Source organism: Microbacterium sp. p3-SID336 (genome assembly GCF_025143365.1).
Lineage (GTDB): Bacteria > Actinomycetota > Actinomycetes > Actinomycetales > Microbacteriaceae > Microbacterium.
In genome coordinates, this window is sequence record NZ_JALXPE010000005.1 from 63758 (window position 1) to 85345 (window position 21588).

Annotated in this window: 19 protein-coding genes and 1 pseudogene; 14 read left to right on the forward strand and 6 right to left on the reverse strand. The window is 71.9% G+C overall.

The window, feature by feature from the left end:
* The first annotated feature begins 30 nt into the window (after nucleotides 1-30).
* The 4 genes and pseudogenes from M3C17_RS02545 to araA all read left to right on the forward strand — a co-directional run bounded on the left by M3C17_RS02545 (nucleotide 31) and on the right by araA (nucleotide 5464).
* The gene (locus M3C17_RS02545; protein ID WP_259976084.1) at nucleotides 31-1518 is read left to right on the forward strand and encodes an MFS transporter; all 1488 of its coding nucleotides are present in this window, start codon (nucleotides 31-33) and stop codon (nucleotides 1516-1518) included.
* A gap of 119 nt (nucleotides 1519-1637) precedes the next feature.
* On the forward strand, nucleotides 1638-2345 hold the full coding sequence (locus M3C17_RS02550) for an L-ribulose-5-phosphate 4-epimerase (RefSeq protein ID WP_259976085.1): 708 nt from the start codon (nucleotides 1638-1640) through the stop codon (nucleotides 2343-2345).
* Nucleotides 2342-3944, forward strand: a pseudogene (locus M3C17_RS02555) (xylulokinase). The gene M3C17_RS02550 and the pseudogene M3C17_RS02555 overlap by 4 nt, the downstream one beginning before the upstream one ends.
* The gene (araA, locus tag M3C17_RS02560) at nucleotides 3941-5464 is read left to right on the forward strand and encodes an L-arabinose isomerase (RefSeq protein WP_259976086.1); all 1524 of its coding nucleotides are present in this window, start codon (nucleotides 3941-3943) and stop codon (nucleotides 5462-5464) included. Before M3C17_RS02555 ends, araA begins: the two are co-directional and overlap by 4 nt.
* A 7-nt stretch (nucleotides 5465-5471) precedes the next feature.
* Here the strand turns inward: araA and M3C17_RS02565 are convergent, their stop codons facing one another.
* Complete coding sequence (locus M3C17_RS02565; protein WP_259976087.1) at nucleotides 5472-6071, reverse strand: antibiotic biosynthesis monooxygenase; 600 nt, start codon at nucleotides 6069-6071, stop codon at nucleotides 5472-5474.
* Between the two features lie 404 nt (nucleotides 6072-6475).
* Here M3C17_RS02565 and M3C17_RS02570 point away from each other — a divergent pair, with 404 nt between their 5' ends.
* The 4 genes from M3C17_RS02570 (at nucleotide 6476) to M3C17_RS02585 (ending at nucleotide 10959) form a co-directional block, all read left to right on the forward strand.
* Nucleotides 6476-7975, forward strand: coding sequence for a CoA-acylating methylmalonate-semialdehyde dehydrogenase (locus M3C17_RS02570; protein ID WP_259976088.1), 1500 nt, complete (start codon nucleotides 6476-6478; stop codon nucleotides 7973-7975).
* 16 nt (nucleotides 7976-7991) lie between these two features.
* On the forward strand, nucleotides 7992-9173 hold the full coding sequence (locus M3C17_RS02575) for an acyl-CoA dehydrogenase family protein (protein WP_259976089.1): 1182 nt from the start codon (nucleotides 7992-7994) through the stop codon (nucleotides 9171-9173).
* Nucleotides 9170-10057 carry a 3-hydroxyisobutyrate dehydrogenase gene (gene mmsB / locus M3C17_RS02580; RefSeq protein WP_259976090.1) on the forward strand — a complete coding sequence of 296 codons (888 nt, stop codon included), beginning with the start codon at nucleotides 9170-9172 and terminating at the stop codon, nucleotides 10055-10057. Before M3C17_RS02575 ends, mmsB begins: the two co-directional genes overlap by 4 nt.
* Before the next feature lie 125 nt (nucleotides 10058-10182).
* The gene (locus M3C17_RS02585; RefSeq protein WP_259976111.1) at nucleotides 10183-10959 is read left to right on the forward strand and encodes an enoyl-CoA hydratase-related protein; all 777 of its coding nucleotides are present in this window, start codon (nucleotides 10183-10185) and stop codon (nucleotides 10957-10959) included.
* A gap of 127 nt (nucleotides 10960-11086) precedes the next feature.
* Here the strand turns inward: M3C17_RS02585 and M3C17_RS02590 are convergent, their stop codons facing one another.
* The 3 genes from M3C17_RS02590 to M3C17_RS02600 all read right to left on the reverse strand — a co-directional run bounded on the left by M3C17_RS02590 (nucleotide 11087) and on the right by M3C17_RS02600 (nucleotide 12651).
* Complete coding sequence (locus tag M3C17_RS02590) at nucleotides 11087-11530, reverse strand: YdeI/OmpD-associated family protein (protein ID WP_259976091.1); 444 nt, start codon at nucleotides 11528-11530, stop codon at nucleotides 11087-11089.
* Nucleotides 11527-11997 (reverse strand): SRPBCC family protein, encoded by a 471-nt coding sequence (locus M3C17_RS02595; RefSeq protein WP_259976092.1) that lies wholly within the window; start codon nucleotides 11995-11997, stop codon nucleotides 11527-11529. The genes M3C17_RS02590 and M3C17_RS02595 overlap by 4 nt, the downstream gene beginning before the upstream one ends.
* Nucleotides 11998-12114: 117 nt before the next feature.
* Nucleotides 12115-12651, reverse strand: coding sequence for a MarR family winged helix-turn-helix transcriptional regulator (locus tag M3C17_RS02600; protein WP_259976093.1), 537 nt, complete (start codon nucleotides 12649-12651; stop codon nucleotides 12115-12117).
* A 173-nt stretch (nucleotides 12652-12824) separates the two neighbouring features.
* Here M3C17_RS02600 and M3C17_RS02605 point away from each other — a divergent pair, with 173 nt between their 5' ends.
* Genes M3C17_RS02605 through M3C17_RS02625 form a run of 5 tightly spaced genes read left to right on the forward strand, consistent with a single transcriptional unit; the run spans nucleotide 12825 to nucleotide 17877 of the window.
* Nucleotides 12825-13601, forward strand: coding sequence for an electron transfer flavoprotein subunit beta/FixA family protein (locus tag M3C17_RS02605; RefSeq protein WP_259976094.1), 777 nt, complete (start codon nucleotides 12825-12827; stop codon nucleotides 13599-13601).
* Nucleotide 13602: 1 nt separating this feature from the next.
* Nucleotides 13603-14574 (forward strand): electron transfer flavoprotein subunit alpha/FixB family protein, encoded by a 972-nt coding sequence (locus M3C17_RS02610; protein WP_259976095.1) that lies wholly within the window; start codon nucleotides 13603-13605, stop codon nucleotides 14572-14574.
* 2 nt (nucleotides 14575-14576) lie between these two features.
* Nucleotides 14577-16631 (forward strand): cytochrome b/b6 domain-containing protein, encoded by a 2055-nt coding sequence (locus M3C17_RS02615; RefSeq protein WP_259976096.1) that lies wholly within the window; start codon nucleotides 14577-14579, stop codon nucleotides 16629-16631.
* Between the two features lie 56 nt (nucleotides 16632-16687).
* Nucleotides 16688-17434, forward strand: coding sequence for a hypothetical protein (locus M3C17_RS02620; RefSeq protein ID WP_259976097.1), 747 nt, complete (start codon nucleotides 16688-16690; stop codon nucleotides 17432-17434).
* Nucleotides 17419-17877, forward strand: coding sequence for a nuclear transport factor 2 family protein (locus tag M3C17_RS02625; protein ID WP_259976098.1), 459 nt, complete (start codon nucleotides 17419-17421; stop codon nucleotides 17875-17877). Before M3C17_RS02620 ends, M3C17_RS02625 begins: the two co-directional genes overlap by 16 nt.
* Before the next feature lie 16 nt (nucleotides 17878-17893).
* Here the strand turns inward: M3C17_RS02625 and M3C17_RS02630 are convergent, their stop codons facing one another.
* Entirely contained in the window at nucleotides 17894-19054 is a 1161-nt protein-coding gene (locus M3C17_RS02630) for an NADH:flavin oxidoreductase/NADH oxidase (RefSeq protein ID WP_259976099.1), read from the reverse strand.
* Complete coding sequence (locus M3C17_RS02635) at nucleotides 19051-20448, reverse strand: MFS transporter (RefSeq protein WP_259976100.1); 1398 nt, start codon at nucleotides 20446-20448, stop codon at nucleotides 19051-19053. Before M3C17_RS02635 ends, M3C17_RS02630 begins: the two co-directional genes overlap by 4 nt.
* An 89-nt stretch (nucleotides 20449-20537) precedes the next feature.
* Between M3C17_RS02635 and M3C17_RS02640 the strand changes: the two genes are divergently transcribed.
* The gene (locus M3C17_RS02640) at nucleotides 20538-21575 is read left to right on the forward strand and encodes an MBL fold metallo-hydrolase (RefSeq protein ID WP_259976101.1); all 1038 of its coding nucleotides are present in this window, start codon (nucleotides 20538-20540) and stop codon (nucleotides 21573-21575) included.
* The last annotated feature ends 13 nt before the right edge of the window (nucleotides 21576-21588 follow it).

Consider the following 21588-nt stretch of genomic DNA (forward strand, 5'->3'; position numbering starts at 1 on the left):
GCGAACGCGCCCGTGCATGAAGGAGGCTCCATGTCTGCATCCGAGGTCACCGTCAAGGAGGTCCGGTCGCTCGTCCCCGCGCGCATGGACCGGCTGCCGTGGTCGCGCTTCCACTGGATGATCGTCGTCGGCCTCGGGTTCTCGTGGATCCTCGACGGGCTCGAGGTGCAGATCGTGGCCGCGAACGGCTACGCGCAGACCCTGGGCATGGGGCCGGCCGAGGTCGGTCTCGCCGGCACGTGCTACCTGCTCGGGCAGGTGTTCGGAGCACTCGTGTTCGGTCGCCTGGCCGACCGTCTCGGTCGGAAGAACCTGTTCCTCATCTCGCTGGCCGTGTATCTGGTCGGCTCGGCGGTGGCCGGTCTCGCGTTCGCGCCGTGGTTCTTCTACATCTGGCGCTTCGTGGCGGGCGCGGGCATCGGCGGCGAGTACGCGGCGATCAACTCCGCCATCGACGAGATCATCCCGGCGAAGTACCGCGGGAGGGTCGACATCGCCATCAACGGCACCTACTGGGGCGGCGCGGCCCTGGGCGCGGTGGCGAACATGTTCTTCCTGAACACCGACATCCTCCCCGCCGACCTCGGCTGGCGACTGAGCTTCTTCGTCGGACCGGTGCTCGGCATCCTCATCATCTGGCTGCGCCGGCACATCCCGGAGAGCCCGCGCTGGCAGATGACGCACGGCCGCGAGGAGGAGGCGGAGCGCAACGTCGACGCGATCGAGGAGCGCATCCGCAAGGAGGGCAAGACGATCGAGCCCGTGGACGAGAGCAAGGCCATCACGGTCAAGGAGTACGGCAGCGTGCCGTTCCTGGTGATCGCGAAGGTGCTGTTCAAGAAGTACCCGCGGCGGACCCTGGTCGGCATCACGATGATGGTGACGCAGTCCTTCCTCTACAACGCGATCTTCTTCACCTACGCCCTCGTGCTGGAGAACTTCTACGACACCCCGCCGGCCTCGGCCTCGCAGTACTTCATCGTGTTCGCCGTCGGCAACCTGGCGGGAGCACTGATCCTCGGCCACTTCTTCGACACGTGGGGCCGGCGCCGCATGCTGTTCTCGACCTATGTGCTCGCGGGGGCGATCCTGCTCGTCAGCGCCTTCCTCTTCAACGCCGGCGTGCTGAACGCAGCCACCCACACGGCGTTCTGGTGCGCATCGTTCTTCTTCGCCTCGGCGGGGGCGTCAGCCGCCTACCTGACGGTGAGCGAGATCTTCCCGCTCGAACTGCGCAGCCAGGTCATCTCGTACGTGTTCTCGGTCGGGCAGCTCGTGGGTGCGATCGCTCCGGTGCTGTATGGCTCGCTGATCGGTGCGAGCGCGGAGTCCGGCGACCGCGGGCCGCTGTTCTGGGGCTATGTGCTGGGCGCCGCGATCATGATGTTCGGCGGTGTCGTGTGCGGCGTCTTCGGCGTCAGCGCGGCCGGCAAATCGCTGGAGGACATCGCGGATCCGCTCTCGCTCGTGTCACCCGCCGAGAAGGGGGTCACGCCGGGAGCCGACCGCCCCGCGTGAGCCGCGGTGCTGCGGGCCGGAGGCGGAGCGGACCGGGGATTGTCACGCTCTCCGGTCTCGACGCGCCGCCGTCGCCGTGACACATTTCTGTGGCGGGTCACAGAAGTGGAGTGCTCGTCGTGCCCGAACCCGTCCCCGTCCCCGCCGAGGCCATCGCGTCCGTCCGCCGCGAGGTCGCGCGGCTGCACGCGGAGCTCGTCCGCGCCGGACTCGTGGTGTGGACGGGAGGCAACGTCTCCGGCCGTGTGCCCGGCACCGACCTGTTCGTCATCAAGCCGTCGGGCGTGCGGTACGACGACCTCGGTCCCGACGACCTGATCCTGTGCGACCTCGACGGTGTCGTCGTGCCGGGTTCCGTCGGCTCGCACCGCGCTCCGTCCAGCGACACCGCTGCGCACGCCTACGTGTACCGGCATCTGCCGCACGTCGGCGGTGTGGTGCACACGCACTCGACGTACGCGGTGGCCTGGGCGGCTCGCGGCGAGGAGATCCCGTGCGTGCTCACCGCGATCGCGGACGAGTTCGGCGGGCCGATCCCCGTCGGTCCCTTCGCGCTCATCGGTGACGAGGCGATCGGCCGCGGCATCGTCGAGACCCTGGCCGGCCACCGCTCGCGGGCGGTGCTCATGCGCGGCCACGGCCCGTTCACGATCGGCGTCGATGCGACGGACGCCGTCAAGGCCGCGGTCATGCTCGAAGACGTCGCCCGCACGGTGCACATCGCGCGGCAGACGGGACCGCTGACGCCGCTTCCGCAGCAGGCGATCGACCAGCTGTACGGGCGGTATCAGACGGTGTACGGCCAGCGCGAGGACGCGCGCCGGTGAGCGGTGCCGCCCACCTCCGCGCCGGTCGCACGAGCCTGGGCATCGAGCTCGGATCGACCCGGATCAAGGCCTGCCTGATCGGACCGGACGCCGAGGTGATCGCGACCGGGTCCTCCGCGTGGGAGAACCGCCTGGTCGACGGCCTGTGGACCTACGGACTCGACGAGGTGTGGGCGGGGGTGCAGGCCGCATACGCCGAGCTCGCCGCCCAGGCCGAACGCCTGCACGGCGTGCGCCCTGCGGTCGTCGGCGCGATCGGCATCTCCGCGATGATGCACGGGTATCTCGCGTTCGACGCGGCGGGGGAGCAGCTGGTCCCCTTCCGCACCTGGCGCAACACGAACACCGTCGAGGCCGCCGCCGAGCTGAGCGCGCTGTTCGGTGTGAACATCCCGCTGCGCTGGTCGATCGCGCACCTGCATCAGGCGGTGCGAGACGCGGAGCCGCACCTCGCCCGCATCCAGTTCGTCACGACGCTCGCCGGCTACGTCCACTGGCGCCTCACGGGGGAGCGGGTGCTCGGCATCGGCGACGCCTCCGGCATGTTTCCCCATCGACCCGGCGACGCGCGACTACGACGCGAGCATGGTGCGCGCCTACGATGCGGTCGCGGCCGGGCGGCTGCCGCATGCGGTGCTGACGCTCCTTCCCGCGGTCCGGGTCGCCGGTGAGCACGGGGGTGTGCTCACCGCGGAGGGTGCCCGGCTGCTCGACCCGTCCGGCGCGCTCCGACCCGGGATTCCGCTGTGCCCACCGGAGGGCGACGCCGGAACGGGCATGGTGGCCACGAACGCGGTCGCCCCGCGCACCGGGAACGTGAGCGCGGGCACCAGCGTCTTCGCGATGGTGGTGCTGGAGCGTCCCCTCACCGCCGCCCCGGAGGAGATCGACCTGGTGACGACGCCGGCCGGCGACCCGGTGGCGATGGTGCACTGCAACAACGGCGCCAGCGAGCTCGCGGCCTGGGCGGGGCTGTTCGGGCGGTTCGCGGCGGCGGCCTCCCACCCGCTCGACGAGGACGCGGTGTTCGAGGTGCTGTTCCGTGAGGCGCTCGACGGCAGGCCCGATGCCGGGGGCGTCCTCGCCTACAACCAGCTCGCGGGTGAGCCGATCGCCGGACTCGACGCGGGGCGGCCGCTCGTGGTCCGCACACCGGACAGTGCGTTCACGCTCGCGAACTTCGCGCGGGCTCAGCTCTACGGGGTGTTCAGCGCCCTGGCTCTCGGCATGAGGGTGCTGACGTCGGAAGGGGTGGTGCTGGAGCGGATGCACGCGCATGGAGGGATGTTCCGCACCGCCGGGGTGGCGCAGCGCCTCCTCGCTGCGGCACTTCAGGCGCCGGTCGCGGTGGGGGAGCGCGCGGCAGAGGGGGGAGCGTGGGGCGTCGCGGTGCTCGCCTCGTCCCTCGCGCACGCCGAGGGCCTCTCGCTGCGCGCCTTCCTCGACCAGCGGGTGTTCGCGCGGGCTCCTCTCCGCGTGACCGCGCCCGACCCGGCCGACGTCGCCGGGTTCTCGCACTACCTCGACCGCTACCGGGCGGGCCTGGCCATCGAGGCCGCCGCCGTCTCCGCCCTCCGACCGCTGAAAGGCACGCCATGACCCGCGCTCCGCTCGCCACCTCGTTCGACGGCCTCGAGGTCTGGTTCCTCACGGGCAGCCAGCAGCTGTACGGGCCGGAGACCCTGGCGACGGTGGCGGCGCAGTCGCAGCGGATCGCGCAGCTGCTCGATGCCGCCGACGAGGTGCCGGTGCGGGTGGTCTGGAAGCCGGTGCTGACCGAGGCCGGGGCGATCACGCGCCTCATCCGCGAGGCGAACGCCGACGACCGCGTGATCGGACTGATCGCCTGGATGCACACGTTCAGTCCGGCGAAGATGTGGATCGCCGGGCTCGACGCCCTGCGGAAGCCGCTCGCGCACCTGCACACCCAGGCGAACGTGGAGCTCCCGTGGGCGGACATCGACTTCGACTTCATGAACCTGAATCAGGCCGCTCACGGCGACCGCGAGTTCGGGTACGTGCAGACCCGGGTCGGTATCCCGCGGAAGACGATCGTCGGGCACGCGTCCGACCCGCGCGTGCAGCGGGAGCTCGGCGTCTGGCAGCGTGCGGCGGCGGCGCTGGCGGCCTCGCGCACGCTGAAGGTGGCGCGCTTCGGCGACAACATGCGCTTCGTCGCGGTGACCGAGGGTGACAAGACCGAGGCGGAGCTGCGCTTCGGTGTGCAGGTGAACACCTGGGGGGTGAACGATCTGGCGGCGGCGGTCGCGGCGGTCCCCGGTGACGAGGTCACCGCGCTCGTCGCCGAGTACGAAGAGCTGTACGACGTCGTGCCGGAACTGCGCAGGGGCGGCGAGCGGCACCGGTCCCTTCGAGACGGCGCCGCGATCGAACTCGGCCTGCGGGCGTTCCTGGAGGAGGGCGGCTTCGGGGCGTTCACCACGTCGTTCGAAGACCTGGGCGCGCTGCCCCAGCTGCCGGGGCTCGCGGTGCAGCGCCTGATGGCGGAGGGGTACGGCTTCGGTGCCGAGGGTGACTGGAAGACGGCGATCCTCGTGCGCCTCGCCGCGGTCATGGGGGCGGGGCTCCCGGGCGGGGCGAGCCTGATGGAGGACTACACGTACGACCTGACCCCCGGCGAGGAGCTCATCCTCGGGGCGCACATGCTCGAGGTGTCACCCGCGCTGACGACCGCGAGGCCGACGCTGGAGATCCACCCGCTCGGCATCGGCGGCAAGGACGACCCGGTGCGGCTGGTCTTCACGGCCGACCCCGGTCCTGCCGTCGTGGTGGCCCTCACCGATCTGCGCGACCGGTTCCGGCTCACCGCGAACGTCGTCGAGAACGTGCCGCCGCGGGCCGCGCTGCCGCACCTCCCGGTGGGTCGCGCCGTGTGGCGGCCGCAGCCCGACTTCCCCACGAGCGCCGCGGCGTGGCTGATCGCGGGTGCGGCGCACCACACGGTGATGTCCACGGCGGTCGGGGTCGAGGTGTTCCGCGACTTCGCCGAGATGGTCGGGGTGGAGCTGCTCGTGATCGATGCCGATACGAGACTGCCGGACTTCCAGAGGCAGGTGCGCTGGAATCAGGCGTACCACCGACTCGCCCAGGGGCTGTGACCGCGGCTCAGCGGTTCAACCAGCCGCGCAGGGAGCGCGTCACGAAGGGCAGCACCCAGTAGGCCATGATCGGCGTGAGCACGAGCGTGGTCACGAGCACGCGCAGCCAGATCGGCAGCCCGTCCCATCCCGGCACCGGGCTCAGCGCGTAGGTGAAGGCGAGGTTGACGGGGAAGAAGCCGAGCCAGATCGAGGTGGCCTGCTTCCACCGCGGAGGGGCAGGGGCGACCGCGACCGTGGTCGTGCCCCCGTCCGCGGCGGGGAGGGTGATGGTCCCCGTCGTCGGCTCGTCGAACCAGCCCTCGATGCCGGTGCGTCGCTTGGAGCGTTCGCTGCGCACGAAGCCCTCGCCCATGGACAGCCACCAGGCGCGCTCCGCGGACTGCTCCCACGCGGTGAGGGACTCCTCGCTCGCAAAGCGATAGAGCATGTGCCACACCTGGGAGTCCTCGCCGGCGCGCACCCAGCCGGAGCCGAGGAACCCGGGGTATTTCGTGGCCAGGTTCACCCCGGTCTGCACCCAGGCGGTGGCCTCGGTGATGCGCTCGGGATCGACCTCGCGGCGGATCGAGACGGTGACGGGCTCGGAGACGGCGGATGCGGACATGGTGCGGTCCTCGGGTGGGGGCATCGGGGGTGGGACGCCGGGGTGGGTGCGCCAGGGTCGCGGCGCCTGGACGATTCTATGTCGCCGGTCGCGGCGCGGCGCCCGCATGAAGAGGACCCCCGCCGACCCGATTCGGCGGGGGTCTCGCGGCGTGGGAGCCGCGACGGGAGCGAGAGTGCTCACCGTGAGCACGGAAGACGCGACTACCCGTTCCGGTCTGAGTCTGTGTCCGTGCATCTGCAGTTCTAATCGGCGGAGGTGACGGGCGGGTGAACGACGGTCGAACGGCTCCGCTCCGAGTGGGGACGAGCGATCTGCCCAAATACAAGGACGTCCTAGTAAAACCACGGAACCCGAAGTAAACTGTCCGAAGTGCCAAAGAGGGCACGGAGGGATGTCGCACAATGACTCGTACTATCGCGCACTTCGTGGGCGGATCGCTTCTCACCCCGGACGACGGTCGGTTCGCCGACGTCTTCGACCCGAGCACCGGCGCCGTGCAGGCGCGCGTGCCGCTGGCCTCCGCCGACGAGGTGCGCCGCGTCATCGGCGTCGCCGAGGAGGCGCAGGTCGCGTGGGCCGCGACCAACCCCCAGAAGCGGGCGCGCGTGCTGCTGCGATTCCTCGACCTCGTGCAGCGGGAGATGACCCCGCTCGCCGAACTCCTCGCGAGCGAGCACGGCAAGACCGTCGACGACGCGAAGGGCGACATCCAGCGCGGCCTCGAGGTGATCGAGTTCTCCGCCGGGGCGCCGCACCTGCTCAAAGGCGAGTACACGACGGGGGCGGGCGGCGGCATCGACGTGTACTCGATGCGTCAGCCGCTCGGCGTCGTCGCCGCGATCACGCCCTTCAACTTCCCGGCGATGATCCCGCTGTGGAAGGCCGGGCCGGCGCTCGCCGCGGGTAACGCGGTCGTCCTCAAGCCCAGCGAGCGCGACCCCTCGGTGCCGGTGCGGCTCGCGGAACTGTTCCTGGAGGCCGGGCTGCCGGCCGGCGTCCTCAACGTGGTGCACGGGGACAAGGAGGCCGTGGACACGCTGCTGACCGACGACCGCATCCGTGCCGTCGGGTTCGTGGGCTCCACGCCCATCGCCGAGTACATCTACGCCACGGCGGCGGCGCACGGCAAGCGCGCGCAGTGCTTCGGCGGCGCCAAGAACCACATGATCGTGATGCCGGATGCCGACCTCGACCAGGCCGTGGACGCCCTGATCGGTGCGGGCTACGGCTCGGCGGGCGAGCGCTGCATGGCGATCTCGGTGGCGGTGCCCGTGGGCCAGGAGACCGCCGACGCCCTGGCGGCGAAGCTGGTCGAGCGGGTCCGGAAGCTGCGCGTCGGGCCGTCGCTGGCGGCCGACGTGGACTACGGCCCGCTGGTCACGCGTGACGCCGTCGCACGCGTCACGGGATACATCCAGCAGGGTGTGGACGAGGGGGCGACGCTCCTCGCCGACGGGCGGGGCTTCACCGTGCCCGGGCACGAGGAGGGGTTCTACCTGGGCCCGACCCTGTTCGACCACGTCACGACGGACATGGCGATCTACCGCGAGGAGATCTTCGGCCCCGTGCTCGTGATCGCTCGCGCCGCCGACTACGAGGAGGCGCTGCGCATGGCCTCGGAGCACGAGTACGGCAACGGCGTCGCGATCTTCACGCGGGACGGCGACGCGGCCCGCGACTTCGCCGCGAGGGTCGAGGTGGGCATGGTCGGCGTGAACGTGCCGATCCCCGTGCCGATCGCGTACTACACCTTCGGCGGATGGAAGCGCAGCGGCTTCGGCGACCTGAACCAGCACGGGGCCGACGCCTTCCGCTTCTACACGAAGACCAAGACCGTGACGAGCCGCTGGCCCTCCGGCATCCGCGACGGTGCCAGCTTCGTCATCCCCACCATGCACTAGGCCCCGAGGAATCGACATGACCATGACGACCGTCACCACCACCGACGAGGAGCGCGAAGCCATCCTCGACGCCGTGCGCGAGTTCGCGGATGCGGAGCTGGCCCCGTACGCGGCAGAGCGCGACGAGAAGCACCTGTTCCCCCGCGAGTCGCTGCAGCGCGGCGGCGAGCTCGGCCTCGGCGGCATCTACGTCCGCGAGGAGTTCGGCGGGACAGGGCTCAGCCGCCTCGACACCGTCGCGATCTTCGAGGAGCTCGCCAAGGCCGACCCCGCGGTGGCCGCGTACATCTCCATCCACAACATGGTCGTTTGGATGATCGACACGTACGGCGACGACGCCCAGCGGGGCCGATGGCTTCCTGCACTGACGTCCATGCAGGAGTTCGGCGGCTACTGCCTCACGGAGCCGGGCGTCGGATCGGATGCCGCGAACGTCGCGACCAGCGCTGTCCGCGACGGCGACGACTACCTGCTCACCGGGGTCAAGCAGTTCATCTCCGGCGCGGGCGAGGCGGCCGTGTACGTGGTGATGGCGCGGACAGGCGAGCCCGGCGCGCGCGGCATCAGCGCCTTCCTGGTCCCGGGCGATGCCGAGGGCGTGAGCTTCGGTGCACCCGAGAAGAAGATGGGGTGGCATGCGCAGCCCACGCGGCAGGTGATCCTCGACGGCGTGCGGGTTCCTGCCGAGGCGATGCTCGGGGAGGAGGGGCGCGGATTCGCGATCGCGATGTCGGCGCTCAACGGCGGGCGGCTGAACATCGCCGCGTGCTCCCTCGGCGGCGCCCAGGCCGCCCTCGATCGGGCCGTGCAGTACGTGCACGAGCGGGTGGCGTTCGGGGAGCCGCTCGCCGAGAAGCAGTCGATCCTCTTCGCGATCGCCGACATGCGCACCGACCTGCAGGCCGCGCGGCTCATGGTCCGTGACGGTGCGCAGGCCGTCGACGAGAAGGCGCCGGACGCCACCATGCGCTGCGCCATGGCCAAGCGGTTCGCGACGGACGCGGGCTTCGACGTCGCCAATCGCGCCCTGCAGCTGCACGGCGGATACGGCTACCTGCAGGACTACGGCATCGAGAAGATCGTCCGCGACCTCCGGGTGCACCAGATCCTGGAGGGGACGAACGAGATCATGCGGCTCATCGTCGGCAGGGAGATGCTGCGCCCGGCGGGCTCGGCCTCGATGCGGAGCGCATCATGACCCGGGTGGCCTTCCTCGGCCTCGGGCACATGGGCCTGCCGATGGCGAAGAACCTCGTCGCGGCGGGGCATGAGGTGCACGGCTTCGATCTCGTGCCGGCCGCGGTGGAGGCGGCGCAGGCGGCGGGCATCGCGGTCGCGGGGAGCGGCGCGGAGGCGGTGGCCGATGCGGAGGTCGTCATCACCATGTTCCCCGCCGGACGGCATGTGATCGAGGCGTACCGGACCGAGCTCCTGGAGGCCGCGCGGCCCGGCACCCTGTTCATCGAGTCGTCCACCATCGCGGTCGATGAGGCCCGCGCCGCACACGCCCTCGCCATCGCGGCGGGACACCGCCACGTCGACGCCCCGGTCTCGGGCGGCGTAGTCGGCGCCGAAGCGGGAACGCTCGCGTTCATGGTGGGCGGCTCCGACGAGGACTACGCTGCGGCACTCCCGCTGCTCGAGGTCATGGGCAAGCGGATCGTGCACTGCGGCGGGCCGGGGCTCGGCCAGGCCGCGAAGGTGTGCAACAACATGGTGCTCGCGGTGTCGCAGATCGCGGTGGCCGAGGCCTTCGTGCTGGGCGAGCGGCTGGGGCTGGAGCATCAGGCGCTGTTCGACGTGGTGTCGCAGGCGTCAGGGCAGTGCTGGGCGATCACGACGAACTGCCCCGTGCCCGGTCCGGTTCCCACGAGCCCCGCGAACCGCGACTATCAGCCCGGTTTCGCCGGAGCGCTCATGGCGAAGGACCTCGGGCTCGCGCTGCAGGCCATCGAGCAGACCTCCACCGACGCGCGCATGGGCCGGCTGGCGCAGGAGATCTATGCCGCGTTCGCGGCGGGCGACGGGGCGACGCGCGACTTCTCCGGCATCATCACCGACATCCGCGAGGACCGCGTCTAGCCGACGCGGCTCCTGCGTGCCCTTCGCCGGTTCCGGAGCGAGCGGGGCGCGTCGAAGGCACAGGGGTCGCGGCGACGCGACGGGCGAAGCACGATACTGAGATGACCGCGACGGAGAGGGAGACGATGACCGAGTACGAGACGATCCTGGTGGAGCAGCGCGGACGCGTGGGGTGGATCACCCTCAACCGGCCGCAGGCGCTCAACGCCCTGAACAGCACCGTCGCCGACGAGGTCACGGCGGCGGCGATGGCGTTCGATGCGGACGAGGGCGTCGGCGCGATCGTGGTCACCGGCTCCGAGAAGGCCTTCGCCGCGGGCGCCGACATCAAGGAGATGGAGGGCATGTCGGCCGCGCAGATGCGGGACACCGACCACTTCGGCGTGTGGCGCGACTTCGCGGCCGTGCGCACGCCGGTGATCGCCGCCGTCTCCGGCTTCGCCCTGGGCGGCGGCTGCGAGCTCGCGATGATGTGCGACATCATCCTCGCGGCAGACACCGCGACCTTCGGGCAGCCCGAGATCAACCTCGGCGTGATCCCCGGCATGGGCGGCACGCAGCGTCTCATCCGCGCCGTCGGCTACTACAAGGCGGCCGAACTCGTGCTGTCCGGGCGGTTCATGCGCGCGGAGGAGGCGGAGCGCGCCGGGCTCGTGTCGCGCGTCGTGCCCGCCGCCGACCTGCTCGCCGAAGCCACCGCGCTCGCCGAGGGCATCGCGGCGAAGTCGCTGCCGTCGGTGTACGCCGCCAAGGCCGCCCTCGACGCCGCGATGGAGACCACGCTGTCCGAGGGCCTCGACCACGAGAAGCAGGCGTTCGCCGCGCTGTTCGACACGGAGGATCAGAAGGAGGGCATGGCCGCATTCCGCGAGAAGCGGCAGCCCGACTTCCAGCACCGCTGACCCGCCGGACGCCGCGCTAGCCGCGGACCTCGTTCACAACTCAGGAGTGACCGCGGATTCTCGGCACCAGGCGCTGGTCAGACGTCCGCGCAATGCGTTTCTCCTGAGTTGTGAACGCCAAGCCGCGCTAGCCGCGCAGGCCGTCGAGGATCTTGGCGATGCGGCGCTCGCGGGTCGCGGGCTGCTTGGCCTCGGCGACCGCGCGCGCGTGCTCCTTGCGCACGCTGAACGAGAGCGCATCGAAGGCGGTGCGCAGCGCGGGCTCCGCGTCCAGCGCCTCGGCCAGCGCGGGCGGCACATCGACCGTGCGCTCCGCACTGTCCAGGCGGATCACGGCGTCCACCTCCTGCCCGATGTCGACTCCGAGGTCGGCACGGACGGCCTTGCTGAAGCCGATCATGTTCTCGCCGCCCATCCGCGCCAGCCGCAGTCGAGCCGTCCGCCCGCCGATCGTGACGGCGACCGGGAAGGCCTTGCCTGCACCGAACGTCGCCACCTGTTCGTCGCTGAGCAGGATGGCCGCCGCGGGACCGCGACCGGTGAGGACGGTGTGCACGCGCAGTTCGCTCATGCAGGAAGGGTACGCCCGCGGCCCTCGATCGCGGCAGCCACCGCGTCATTGCGCTCGGCGATGAGGCGTCGCAGGTACCGCCCGAGGACCAGCGCGTCGACCAGCCGGCCCAGCGGCCCGAGCGGGGACCGGAACTCGATCGTGTCGCGCATGAGCGTGCCGCCGTCGCGCGGCAGGAACTCGTGGTCGTGGCGGAAGGCGCGGAACGGGCCCGCAACCTGCCGATCGGAGAACCGATGCGGTGGCTCGATGTCGAACACCACGGAGCGCAGCCGGAAGGGGATGCCGAAGTGCCGCGCGCGCCAGGTGACGGTCGAGCCCTCGGAGAACACCCCGCCGGCCGGCGGCTCGATCATGGTCTCGCCGTACCGGGCCATCGAGCGCACATGCAGCTGCGGGTCCAGTGCGGCCTCGAAGACCACGCGCGGCGAGGCGGCGATCACGGTCTCGAGGACGAAGCGGGGCATCACAGTGGTGAGGACATCACAGGGGTGAGGGAACCAGAGTGGTTTGGGGAATCCCAGTGGTTCTGGGAATCACAGCGCGTCCGGAAGCCGCAGCTGTTCGGGAACTCACGCCGGGCATCACAGGGGTTCGGGAAGCGGTCGCGGGTCGATGAAGTCGCCGGCGCCCTTGCGCAGCCGCGCGACGATGGCGACGAGCTCGGCGGCGTCGTCCTCGCTGATGCCGGGGTCGGCGAACACGTCGGCGTTGAGCGCCGTCGTCGCACGCTCGACGAGGTCGCGCCCGGCCGGGGTGAGGGAGAGCAGCGCGGCACGCCCGTCGTGCGGATGGGGCTCCCGCACCACCAGACCGTCGCGCACCAGCCGCTCGGCCGTGCTCGTGATGGTGGTCGCGTGCACCTGCAGGCGGGCGACGACGCTCGACAGCGGCAGACGGCCGGCGCGGCTGAAGGCCAGCAGTCGCAGCACCTCGTAGCGGGCGAAGCTCAGCGCGAACGGCTTGAGCGCGGCGTCGACTCGCGCGAGCAGCAGCTGCTGGGCACGCATGACGGACGTCACGACGGTCATGCCGTCGGCGGCGTCTGTCCATCCGTGCGCGACCCACTGCCGCTTCGCCTCGGCGAGCGGATCCACGGGAAGGGGACGGGGTCGGGCCACGTCTCTACGGTACCGGCGACGGGACGGGTCTCCTTGCACGCCGGAAGCGTGCCGCACCTGTCGGTTATGTATACATTGACGCGCGAAAATGACCGTCAGCGGCAGTGAATCCTCGGTTTTTGGCTACATAGACCACCATGCCGATAGACTCAGCGTGTCGTGAGGAGCATTCGATGAAGATCTTCGTCCTGGTCAAAGAGGTGCCGGACACCTATGGCGATCGCAAGCTGAATCTCGAGACCGGGCTCGCGGATCGCGCGGCCGGCGATGTGGTCCTCGACGAGATCACGGAGCGCGCGCTCGAGGTGGCGCTGAGCTACGCCGACAAGAACGACGGCACCGAGGTCGTGGCCGTGTCCATGGCTCCGGAAGGGTCGACCGCCTCCGTGCGACGAGCCCTCGCGATCGGCGCCGCCTCCGCCATCCACATCGCCGACGAGCAGCTCACCGGCGCCGACCTCGGACTCACCGCCGAGGTCCTCGCCGCGGTCATCCGACGCGGCGCCCCCGACCTCGTCATCACCGGCAACCTGTCCACCGACGGCTCCGGCGGCGTGATCCCGGCGATGCTCGCAGAGCACCTCGGCTGGGCGCAGGCGACCGCGCTGACGACCGTCGACCTCACGGCGGACTCCGTCTCCGGCACCCGCGGCGCCGACTTCGGCGGACAGCAGGTGTCCGCGCCCCTTCCCGCGGTCATCTCCATCACGGAGGCGCTCCCCGACGCGCGGTTCCCGAACTTCAAGGGCATCATGGCGGCGAAGAAGAAGCCGCTGGAAGTGCTCACCCTGGCCGACCTCGACGTCTCGGCCGACCCCGCCGCCGCTCCGCGCACCATCATGACCGCGGTGGCCGAGAAGCCGCCGCGTGCGGCCGGAGTGAAGATCACCGACGAGGGCGATGCCGCCGACAAGCTCGTCGACTACCTCGTGCAGAACAGGCTGGTGTGAGATGAGCTCTCCCGAGAACCCGATCCTCGTCCTGGTCGACCTCGACCCCTCCGGCAACGCGGCGAGCAGCACGGCCGGCCTGATGGGCGCGGCTGCGGCCATCGGCACGCCGGTCGCCCTGGTCGTCGGAGGCGGACCGGACGCCGTCGACCAGGCGGCAGCCGCCGGTGCGGCCGTGGTCCTCACGGCCGAGGGCGACGCCACCGCGCTCACGGTGCCGATCGTCGATGCCCTGCAGGCCGCGGCCGCACAGGTGCGTCCTGACGCGGTGCTGATCTCGAACTCGATCTCGGGGCGCGACGTCGCCGGACGCTTCGCGGTGCGCACGCGGAGCGCGCTCGCCGTGGACGCGGTCGGCGTGTCCCGCGATGACGAGGGCGTCGTGGCGCATCACTCGGTCTACGGCGGCGCGTACCTCGTCGACGCGGCCGCGACCTACGGCACACTCGTGGTCACGGTGCGGCAGGGAGCTGTGGACGCCAGGGCCGAGGCGGTCGCCTCCCCGCAGGTCGAGCAGCTCGTGGTCACGCCCTCGGGCGCGGCCGCCGCGACCGCCGGTCCGGTCGAGGCCGTCGAGGCCACGTCCTCGCGCCCCGAGCTGCGCGGTGCGACCCGCGTGGTCTCCGGCGGGCGGGGCCTGGCGTCGAAGGAGAAGTTCGTGCTCGTGGAGGAGCTCGCCGATGCCCTGGGCGCCGCGGTCGGCGCCTCGCGCGCAGCCGTCGACGCCGGGTACATCCCGCAGTCGCACCAGGTCGGGCAGACCGGGGTCTCGGTGTCGCCGCAGCTCTACGTGGCACTCGGCATCTCCGGCGCGATCCAGCACCGGGCCGGCATGCAGACCTCGAAGAACATCGTCGCGATCAACAAGGACCCCGAGGCGCCGATCTTCGATGTCGCGGACTTCGGCATCGTGGGCGACGTGTTCACGATCGTGCCGCAGGTGATCGCCGCGCTCGAGGCGCGGAAGAAGTAGTCATGGCGACGCGGATGCTGCGACGCGGTCTGCCGCGTGTGCCGGGCGGCGACCCGTGGCCCCCCGCGGACGCCGCGGTCGAGATTCCCGACGCCGACGTGGCCTCTGCGGCTGCGGCGGATGCAGCGCCCTCGGGTGCCGGGGCTTCGAGTGCCGCGGAGACCGCGGGTGCGAGCGCGCCGGCCGCTGCTCCTGACGGAGTCTCTGCGGCATCGAGTACGCCGAGTGCCGCGGATCCGGCCGGGATGCATGCGGATGCGGATGCGGCGTCCAGTGCCGCGGATGCGGCCGGGATGCGTGAGGCTGAGGCGGCGGCTGAGGCGTCGAGTGTCACGGGCGCCGCGACGAACGCGGCGGTCGGAGTGAGTGTGGGGTCGAGCGCCGAGCAGGCCGTGGATGCGGACGCGGGCGCAGCCTCTGCGGCATCCGGTGGTCCGGGTTTCGCGGGCGCAGCCGTGCGGATCCGTCGTGGTCTTCCCCGCGTCGCCGGAGGGGAGCCGTGGCCGCCGGCCGCAGTGGCCCCCGCGGGGGCCGACGTGGCTGCGGCGCCTGTCGAGGCGTCGCACGCGCGCGGCGGAGCACCCGAGGCAGCGATCGCCAGCGGTGCTGCACCCGCAGCCGTGGTGGCCGCACAGGGTGGCGCATCCGCCCCCGCAGCGGCAGCCGCACAGGGCGCTGCGTCCACGCCGGGCGTCACGTCGGGACAGGCCGGTGTCTCGTCCGCACAGGGTGTCGCATCGTCGCAGGGCGCAGCGGCCGTGCGCCGAGGTCTGCCCCGCACGCCCGGGGGAGAGCCCTGGCCGCCCGCCGGCACCGTTCCCGTCGTCGTCTCCGCGCCTGTAGCAGGCGCTCCGTCGAACGAGCCGACGGCCGCAGCCGAGGTCGTCCCCGAAGGGGGCGCGGCCCCGGCGGCGTTTGCGCCCGCGGCGGCGACGGATCACCCCGCCCCCGCGGCCACTGCCGCCCCCGCGGCCACCGCGGCCGGCGCTGCCCCCATGACGGCGACGGATCACCCCGCCCCCGCGGCCACTGCAACCACCGCCGCCCCTGCGGCGGGAGCAGTCGTCCCCGCGGCGGATATCGCGGCGCCGCTGCCCTGGACGCGCACGGTGTGGAGCGGCCGTGCACCGCGCCACGTGACCGCAGCCGTCGAACCGACGCGCCGCCGCCCGACCTGGACGCAGGCGATCGCCGTGCTGTTCGGCGCCGCCGCGCTCGGCGTGGTCGCGGGTGCCGCGGTCGCCTTCGTGCGGGCGCTGCTGAGCTTCCCGTTCATGCAGGACTTCCTCGCGGCGTTCCCGGGGGAGTATGCGCCGGCCATCGCGGTCGAGCCCGGGTTCGCGCCGTGGATCGGCTGGCAGCACTTCTTCAACATGTTCCTGATGGTGCTGATCATCCGCTCCGGTCTGCAGGTGCGCACCGAGAAGCGCCCGACCGTGTTCTGGGCGCCGCGCCACAACCCCAAGGGCAAGATCAGCCTGGCGCTGTGGTTCCACCAGTCGCTCGACATCCTGTGGCTGGTCAACGGCGTGATCTTCGTGGTGCTGCTGTTCGTCACGGGGCACTGGGTGCGCATCGTGCCGACGAGCTGGGAGGTCTTCCCGAACGCGCTCTCGGCCGCACTGCAGTACGTGTCGTTCGACTGGCCGCACGAGAACGGCTGGAACAACTACAACAGCCTGCAGCAGCTCGCCTACTTCGCGACCGTGTTCATCGCGGCACCGCTCGCGGCGATCACCGGGTTCCGCATGTCGGGGCTGTGGCCGAAGAGGGCCGAGCGGCTGTCGAAGGCGTATCCGGTGGAGTGGGCCCGCGCGCTGCACTTCCCGATCATGCTGTACTTCGTGGCGTTCATCATCGCGCACGTCGCGCTGGTGATGCTCACCGGGTTCCTGCGAAACCTGAACCACATGTTCGCATCGCAGGACGCGGTCACGTGGACCGGGTTCTGGGTGTTCGTGCTCTCGCTCGCGGTGATCGCGATCGGCTGGGTGGCCGCGCGGCCGCTCGTGCTGGCGCCAATCGCGAAGGCCTTCGGGAAGGTGTCCGGCCGCTGACCCGGTATCTGTGAGAGCCGGTTGACAGGTAACCAAGCAAACGCTTGACTGAGGGCGTGGACTCGCCCCTCGCCTTCTTCTCGTTCGTGCGTCTCGACGACCCGTCTCTGCACGCGGAGTACAACCGCTGGCACCAGCTCGACCACCGGCCGGAGAACCTCGCGCTTCCTGGTGTGGCGTGGGGCGACCGCTGGGACGTCCGGCCCGAGTACGCGGACCTCGCCGACGGCTCGCTGGCCGGGCAGGTCGACTTCGTCGCCATGTACTGGTTCCGTGAGCCGGTCGACCAGGCGGTGGCCGCGTGGGACGCACTTGGCGAGGCCTCGTTCCAGTGGGGTCGCGGGCCGCTGCTGCCCGGCATCCACCGCCCGCTGCTGGCGTTCTTCCGCCCGGTGAAGGGCTATGCGGCCCCGCGCGCTCTCGTCTCGCCCGCGGTGCTGCCGTATCGACCGAACCGGGGCATCCACCTCACGGCCACGCGCTACGCCGAGCCGCACGGGACGGAGGCGCACGAGGCACACCGTCGCGAGGACCGGGAGGTGATCCCGGAGCTGCTCGACGTGGACGGCGTCGCGGGGGCATGGACGTTCTCCTTCAGCCACCCGCAGCGGCACTCCTCGCTGCCCTTCGACGAGAGCCCGGCCGAGCCGCCGGGGAGCCTCCGGCTGCGCGTCGTCTACCTGGAGGACGACCCCGCCACGGTGGCTCCCGGGCTGCGCGAGGTCGAGGAGCGATTCCCCTCCGCGGGCGAGCGGCTGCTGTCCACGCCGGTCCGCACGATCATCCCGTGGCAGGACTGGTGAGCGACGGGCTCGCCCAGCGGCTGCAGGCGCTGGAGGACCGCGCCGCCATCGCCGATCTCATCGCCCGCTACGGGCCCGCGGCGGATGCGGGCGACGCCGAGGCGGTCGCGGCGCTGTGGACGCCCGACGGCACCTACCGGTTCGACGACACGGTGCTCGATGCGGACGCGCTCGCGACCCTGGTGACGATCCCGACCCATCAGGAGTACCTGCGCCGCGGATGCGCGCACGTGATCTCGGCGCCGCGCATCGACCTCGACGGAGACACGGCCGTCGCGGTCACGCACTCCGTCGTGCTGGTGCGCGACGGCGAGACCTGGGTCGCGGAGCGGGTCAGCGCGAACCGCTGGGAGCTCGTGCGCACGGCCGCCGGCTGGCGCGTGCACCACCGCCGCAATCGGCTGCTCGACGGCGCGGCTGCCGCCAGGGAGCTCCTCGCCTGAGTCGGAGACCCCCGGCTCAGCCGCCGAAGCGGGTGAGTGGGGTCTCACCCTCCGCGGCCAGGCGGGCGAGAGTCCGCGCGCGCGGGCCGAGGGCGCTGCCGAACCGCACGTCCCAGGAGTCATGGCTGTCATCGCCCAGGGCCACCCTGGCGTGGTGCGGCCAGTTCGGGTCGTCCAGCGCCTGGCGGCCGAGCAGCACGAGGTCGGCGTCGCCGTGCGCGAGCAGCCGGTCGGCCTGCTCGGGGTCGAGGATCAGCCCCACGGTCGCCGTCGGCACCCCCGCCTCCTGACGGATGCGACGGGAGAAGTCGGCGTGGAACGCGAAACCGCGGCGCACCCGGGTGTCGGACGAGCGGTCCGTGGTGATGCCCCCGGAGGACGTGTCGATCAGGTCCACGCCCTCAGCTGCCAGCACGCGCGCGATCTCCACGGTGTCGTCGATGCCGAGGCCGCCCTCCGCTCCGTCGACCGCCGAGATCCGGAACGACAGCGGGATCTGCGGTCCGAGCGCTGCGCGCACGGCGGCGACCACCTCGCGCGGGTACCGCAGCCGGTTCGCGGCGGTCCCGCCGTAGCCGTCCGTCCGACGGTTCGACACGGGCGAGAGGAACGAGTGCAGCAGGTAGCCGTGCGCGCCGTGCAGCTCGACGAAGCGGAACCCGGCAGCCACCGCCCGGACGGCCGCGTCGTGCCAGTCCTGCACCGACCGGGCGATGTCGTCGACCGAGAGCGCGGCGGGCAGCGCGTGCCCTGGGCCCGCCGCCACGGCGCTCGGCGCATCCAGCGGCCAGGGGGCGTGGCCCGCCGCGGCGTCGTCGGCGTCGAGCGGCGCACCGGCGCGCCAGGGCTCGCGCACGGCCGCCCGCCGTCCCGCATGACCGAGCTGCACTCCCGGCACGGCGCCCGCGGCGGACACGACCGCAGCGACGCGCTGCCACGCCGGCACGTGGGCGTCGCTCCACAGCCCCGCGTCGAACGGCGAGATGCGGCCGCGCGGGTGCACGGCGGTGGCCTCGGCGATCACCAGTCCGGCGCCGCCCAGCGCGAAGCGACCCAGATGGGCGACATGGAAGTCGGTGACGTGTCCGTCGCGGGAGGCGTACATGCACATCGGGGAGACGCCGACGCGGTTGGGGAGCGTGACGCCGCGCAGGGTCAGGGGTGAGAAGAGGCTCATGCGGACTCCTGGGAGCGGGGCAGGCGGAGGACGGCGGCCAGGACGGCCGTGACGACGCCGCACAGGGCGGCGCCGCCGAAGCAGAGCAGGAGCGCCTGCTCGGACAGGAAGGCGGGGTCGGCGGACGCGGGCAGGGCGGTGATCGCGAAGGCGAACAGGGCGGCGGCGACCGCTCCGGACAGCGTGCGGATCACCGAGTTCACGCCGTTGGCGGTCGCGACCTCGTCGGCGGGCACCGAGGCGGTGATGAGCGACGGCATCGCTGCGAACGCGAACGCCACCCCTGCGCCGACGAGCGCCGATCCTGCGAGGACGGGAACGGCGCCGCCGTGGAACAGCATCCGCACCACGAAGGCGACCGCCATCAGGGCGGACCCCAGCAGCAGAGCGCGCTGCCCGCCGAAACGCGTGATGACGCGGGCGGCGAGCGGTGCCAGCAGGATCATGGTGAGTGCGGACGGCAGCAGGAAGAGGCCGGCGGCGGCCGTCGGCACGGCGAGGCCGTATCCGGTCGCGGTCGGGGCGAGCGCCTCCTGCGTCGTGAGCAGGTGGTTGGCGTACATGCCGGCGGTGGCGAAGAACGAGGCCACGTTGATCGGCAGAATCGGGGCGCGCAGCGAGGACCGCACATCGATCAGCGGCGCCGGGTGCCGGCGCTCCCACAGCAGCCAGGTGATCAGCCCGATCATCGCCAGGGCGGCCAGCCCCAGCGTCGGTGCGCTGAGCCATCCCCAGTACTGTCCGCGGCTCACCGCCAGCAGGAGGGCGGTCAGACCCACCGCGAGCAGTACGGCGCCGAGGATGTCGAAGGCGCGCGGCGCCCCGGTCGGGGCCTCCGCGATGCGCAGCCGGATCAGGATGCAGAACACCGCCCCGGCGATCGCGGAGCACCAGAACACGGCGGGAAGCCCACCCCACGACAGCAGCGGCCCTGCGAGCACGAGCCCGAGCGCGGAGCCCATGCCGAGCGTGCCGCTCATCAGAGCGATGCCGAGGACGGCGCGACGGCGGGAGACCAGCGCGCTCAGCAGGCCGATGCCGATCGGCACGACCGCGGTGCCGAAGCCCTGGAGTGCGCGGCCCACGAGCACGGCGGCGAACCCGGGGACCACGGCGGCGATGACCGACCCGGCCACCAGGAGGCCCATCGACACGAGGAGCATCAGACGGCGTCCGTGCAGATCCGCGAGACGTGTCACGACGGGCGTCCCGACGACGCCGGACAGGAGCGTGACCGTGATGAGCCAGGACGCATCGGCTGCGGTGGTGTGCAGCAGGGCCGGCATGAGCGGCAGGATGGGGACGATGAGGGTGAACTGCAGGGACGTCAGCATCCCGCACGCGGCGAGCAGCGCCACCACTGCGCGCTCGTGGCGCTCTCGTTCCGACCTCACTGTCACCGTTTCCGCTCGCGGGCGCGCTGTCCCTGGCGTCAGGCTAGCGGGATCTCGTCAAATGAACAAGCGATTGCTAGGGTGAGGTCATGAGCAGCCGAACGGACGAGGTCGTCCCGGTCGACGAAGGCGAACGGCGGGCCTGGGATGCCGGAGAGCTGCCGCCACCGAGCGACCTCGGCGACGGGCTCTGGTGCATCCCGGTCGCGATCCCCGAGGGCACCCTCCCCGGAACCCTCGCCTACGCCGTGCTCGACGACGACGGCGTGCACCTGATCGACCCCGGATGGGACGGCACCGCGAACCTCACACGCATCGCGGAGGCGCTCGCTGCCGCCGGTCGCACGCTCGACGAGGTCGCGACCGTCGTCGTCACGCACCACCACCCCGACCACCTCGGCCTCGCCGCCCGGCTGCGCGCGCACTCCGGAGCGCGCATCGTGATGTCGGCCGACGAGCGCCGCGCGCTGGCGGCCGTGGTCGACCCCGCCGCGACCGATCCCGAGGCCTACCGGGCCACCGTCGAGCAGTGGGGCGTGCCGCACGACCGGCGAGCCGAGCTCCTGGCGTCCTTCACCCGTCCGTCGCTGACCGGCGACGTGCAACCCGACGTGCTCGTGGCGGACGGCGATGTGCTCGAACTCGGCGCGCGGCGGCTGGAGGTCGTGGCCACCCCCGGTCACACGGGCGGCCACGTGTGCCTGGCCGACCGGGCGGCGCGACTGCTGTTCACCGGCGACCACGTGCTGCCGCGCATCTACTCGGGCGTGGGCATCGGCGTGCAGCCGGGGGATGAGCCGCTCGGGGACCTGCTGTCGTCGCTGGAGCGCCTCGCGCCGTTCGACGAGTACACCGTGCTCCCGGGTCACGAGTTCCGCTTCACCGGGCTGCGCGCGCGGCGGGAGCGCATCGCCGCCCACCACCTGCGCCGCACGGCCGAGGTCGCCGCGCTCGTCGAGGAGCTCGGCGACGCCACCGTCTGGGAGTACGCGCGACGGCTGACCTGGACCGCGGGGTGGCACGGCCTCGACGGCTTCTGGCTGCACTCGGCGCTGCGCCAGACCGAGATGCACCGAGAGCTCGTGCGGAGCGGCCGCGCGCAGCAGTGGCTCACGCGCGACGCCTGACGCGCGACGGATC

Bases quoted from the DNA above. Each gene is read 5' to 3' on its own strand.
- M3C17_RS02595 (WP_259976092.1), bottom strand. From the start codon at position 11,997: ATGCCCCGCTTCGTCCTCGAGACCGTGATCGCCGCCTCGCCGCGCGTG.
- M3C17_RS02630 (WP_259976099.1), bottom strand. From the start codon at position 19,054: ATGAGCCTCTTCTCACCCCTGACCCTGCGCGGCGTCACGCTCCCCAAC.
- M3C17_RS02610 (WP_259976095.1), top strand. From the start codon at position 13,603: ATGAGCTCTCCCGAGAACCCGATCCTCGTCCTGGTCGACCTCGACCCC.
- M3C17_RS02640 (WP_259976101.1), top strand. From the start codon at position 20,538: ATGAGCAGCCGAACGGACGAGGTCGTCCCGGTCGACGAAGGCGAACGG.
- M3C17_RS02605 (WP_259976094.1), top strand. From the start codon at position 12,825: ATGAAGATCTTCGTCCTGGTCAAAGAGGTGCCGGACACCTATGGCGAT.
- araA (WP_259976086.1), top strand. From the start codon at position 3,941: ATGACCCGCGCTCCGCTCGCCACCTCGTTCGACGGCCTCGAGGTCTGG.
- M3C17_RS02585 (WP_259976111.1), top strand. From the start codon at position 10,183: ATGACCGAGTACGAGACGATCCTGGTGGAGCAGCGCGGACGCGTGGGG.
- mmsB (WP_259976090.1), top strand. From the start codon at position 9,170: ATGACCCGGGTGGCCTTCCTCGGCCTCGGGCACATGGGCCTGCCGATG.
- M3C17_RS02575 (WP_259976089.1), top strand. From the start codon at position 7,992: ATGACCATGACGACCGTCACCACCACCGACGAGGAGCGCGAAGCCATC.
- M3C17_RS02590 (WP_259976091.1), bottom strand. From the start codon at position 11,530: ATGAGCGAACTGCGCGTGCACACCGTCCTCACCGGTCGCGGTCCCGCG.
- M3C17_RS02615 (WP_259976096.1), top strand. From the start codon at position 14,577: ATGGCGACGCGGATGCTGCGACGCGGTCTGCCGCGTGTGCCGGGCGGC.
- M3C17_RS02570 (WP_259976088.1), top strand. From the start codon at position 6,476: ATGACTCGTACTATCGCGCACTTCGTGGGCGGATCGCTTCTCACCCCG.
- M3C17_RS02565 (WP_259976087.1), bottom strand. From the start codon at position 6,071: ATGTCCGCATCCGCCGTCTCCGAGCCCGTCACCGTCTCGATCCGCCGC.
- M3C17_RS02545 (WP_259976084.1), top strand. From the start codon at position 31: ATGTCTGCATCCGAGGTCACCGTCAAGGAGGTCCGGTCGCTCGTCCCC.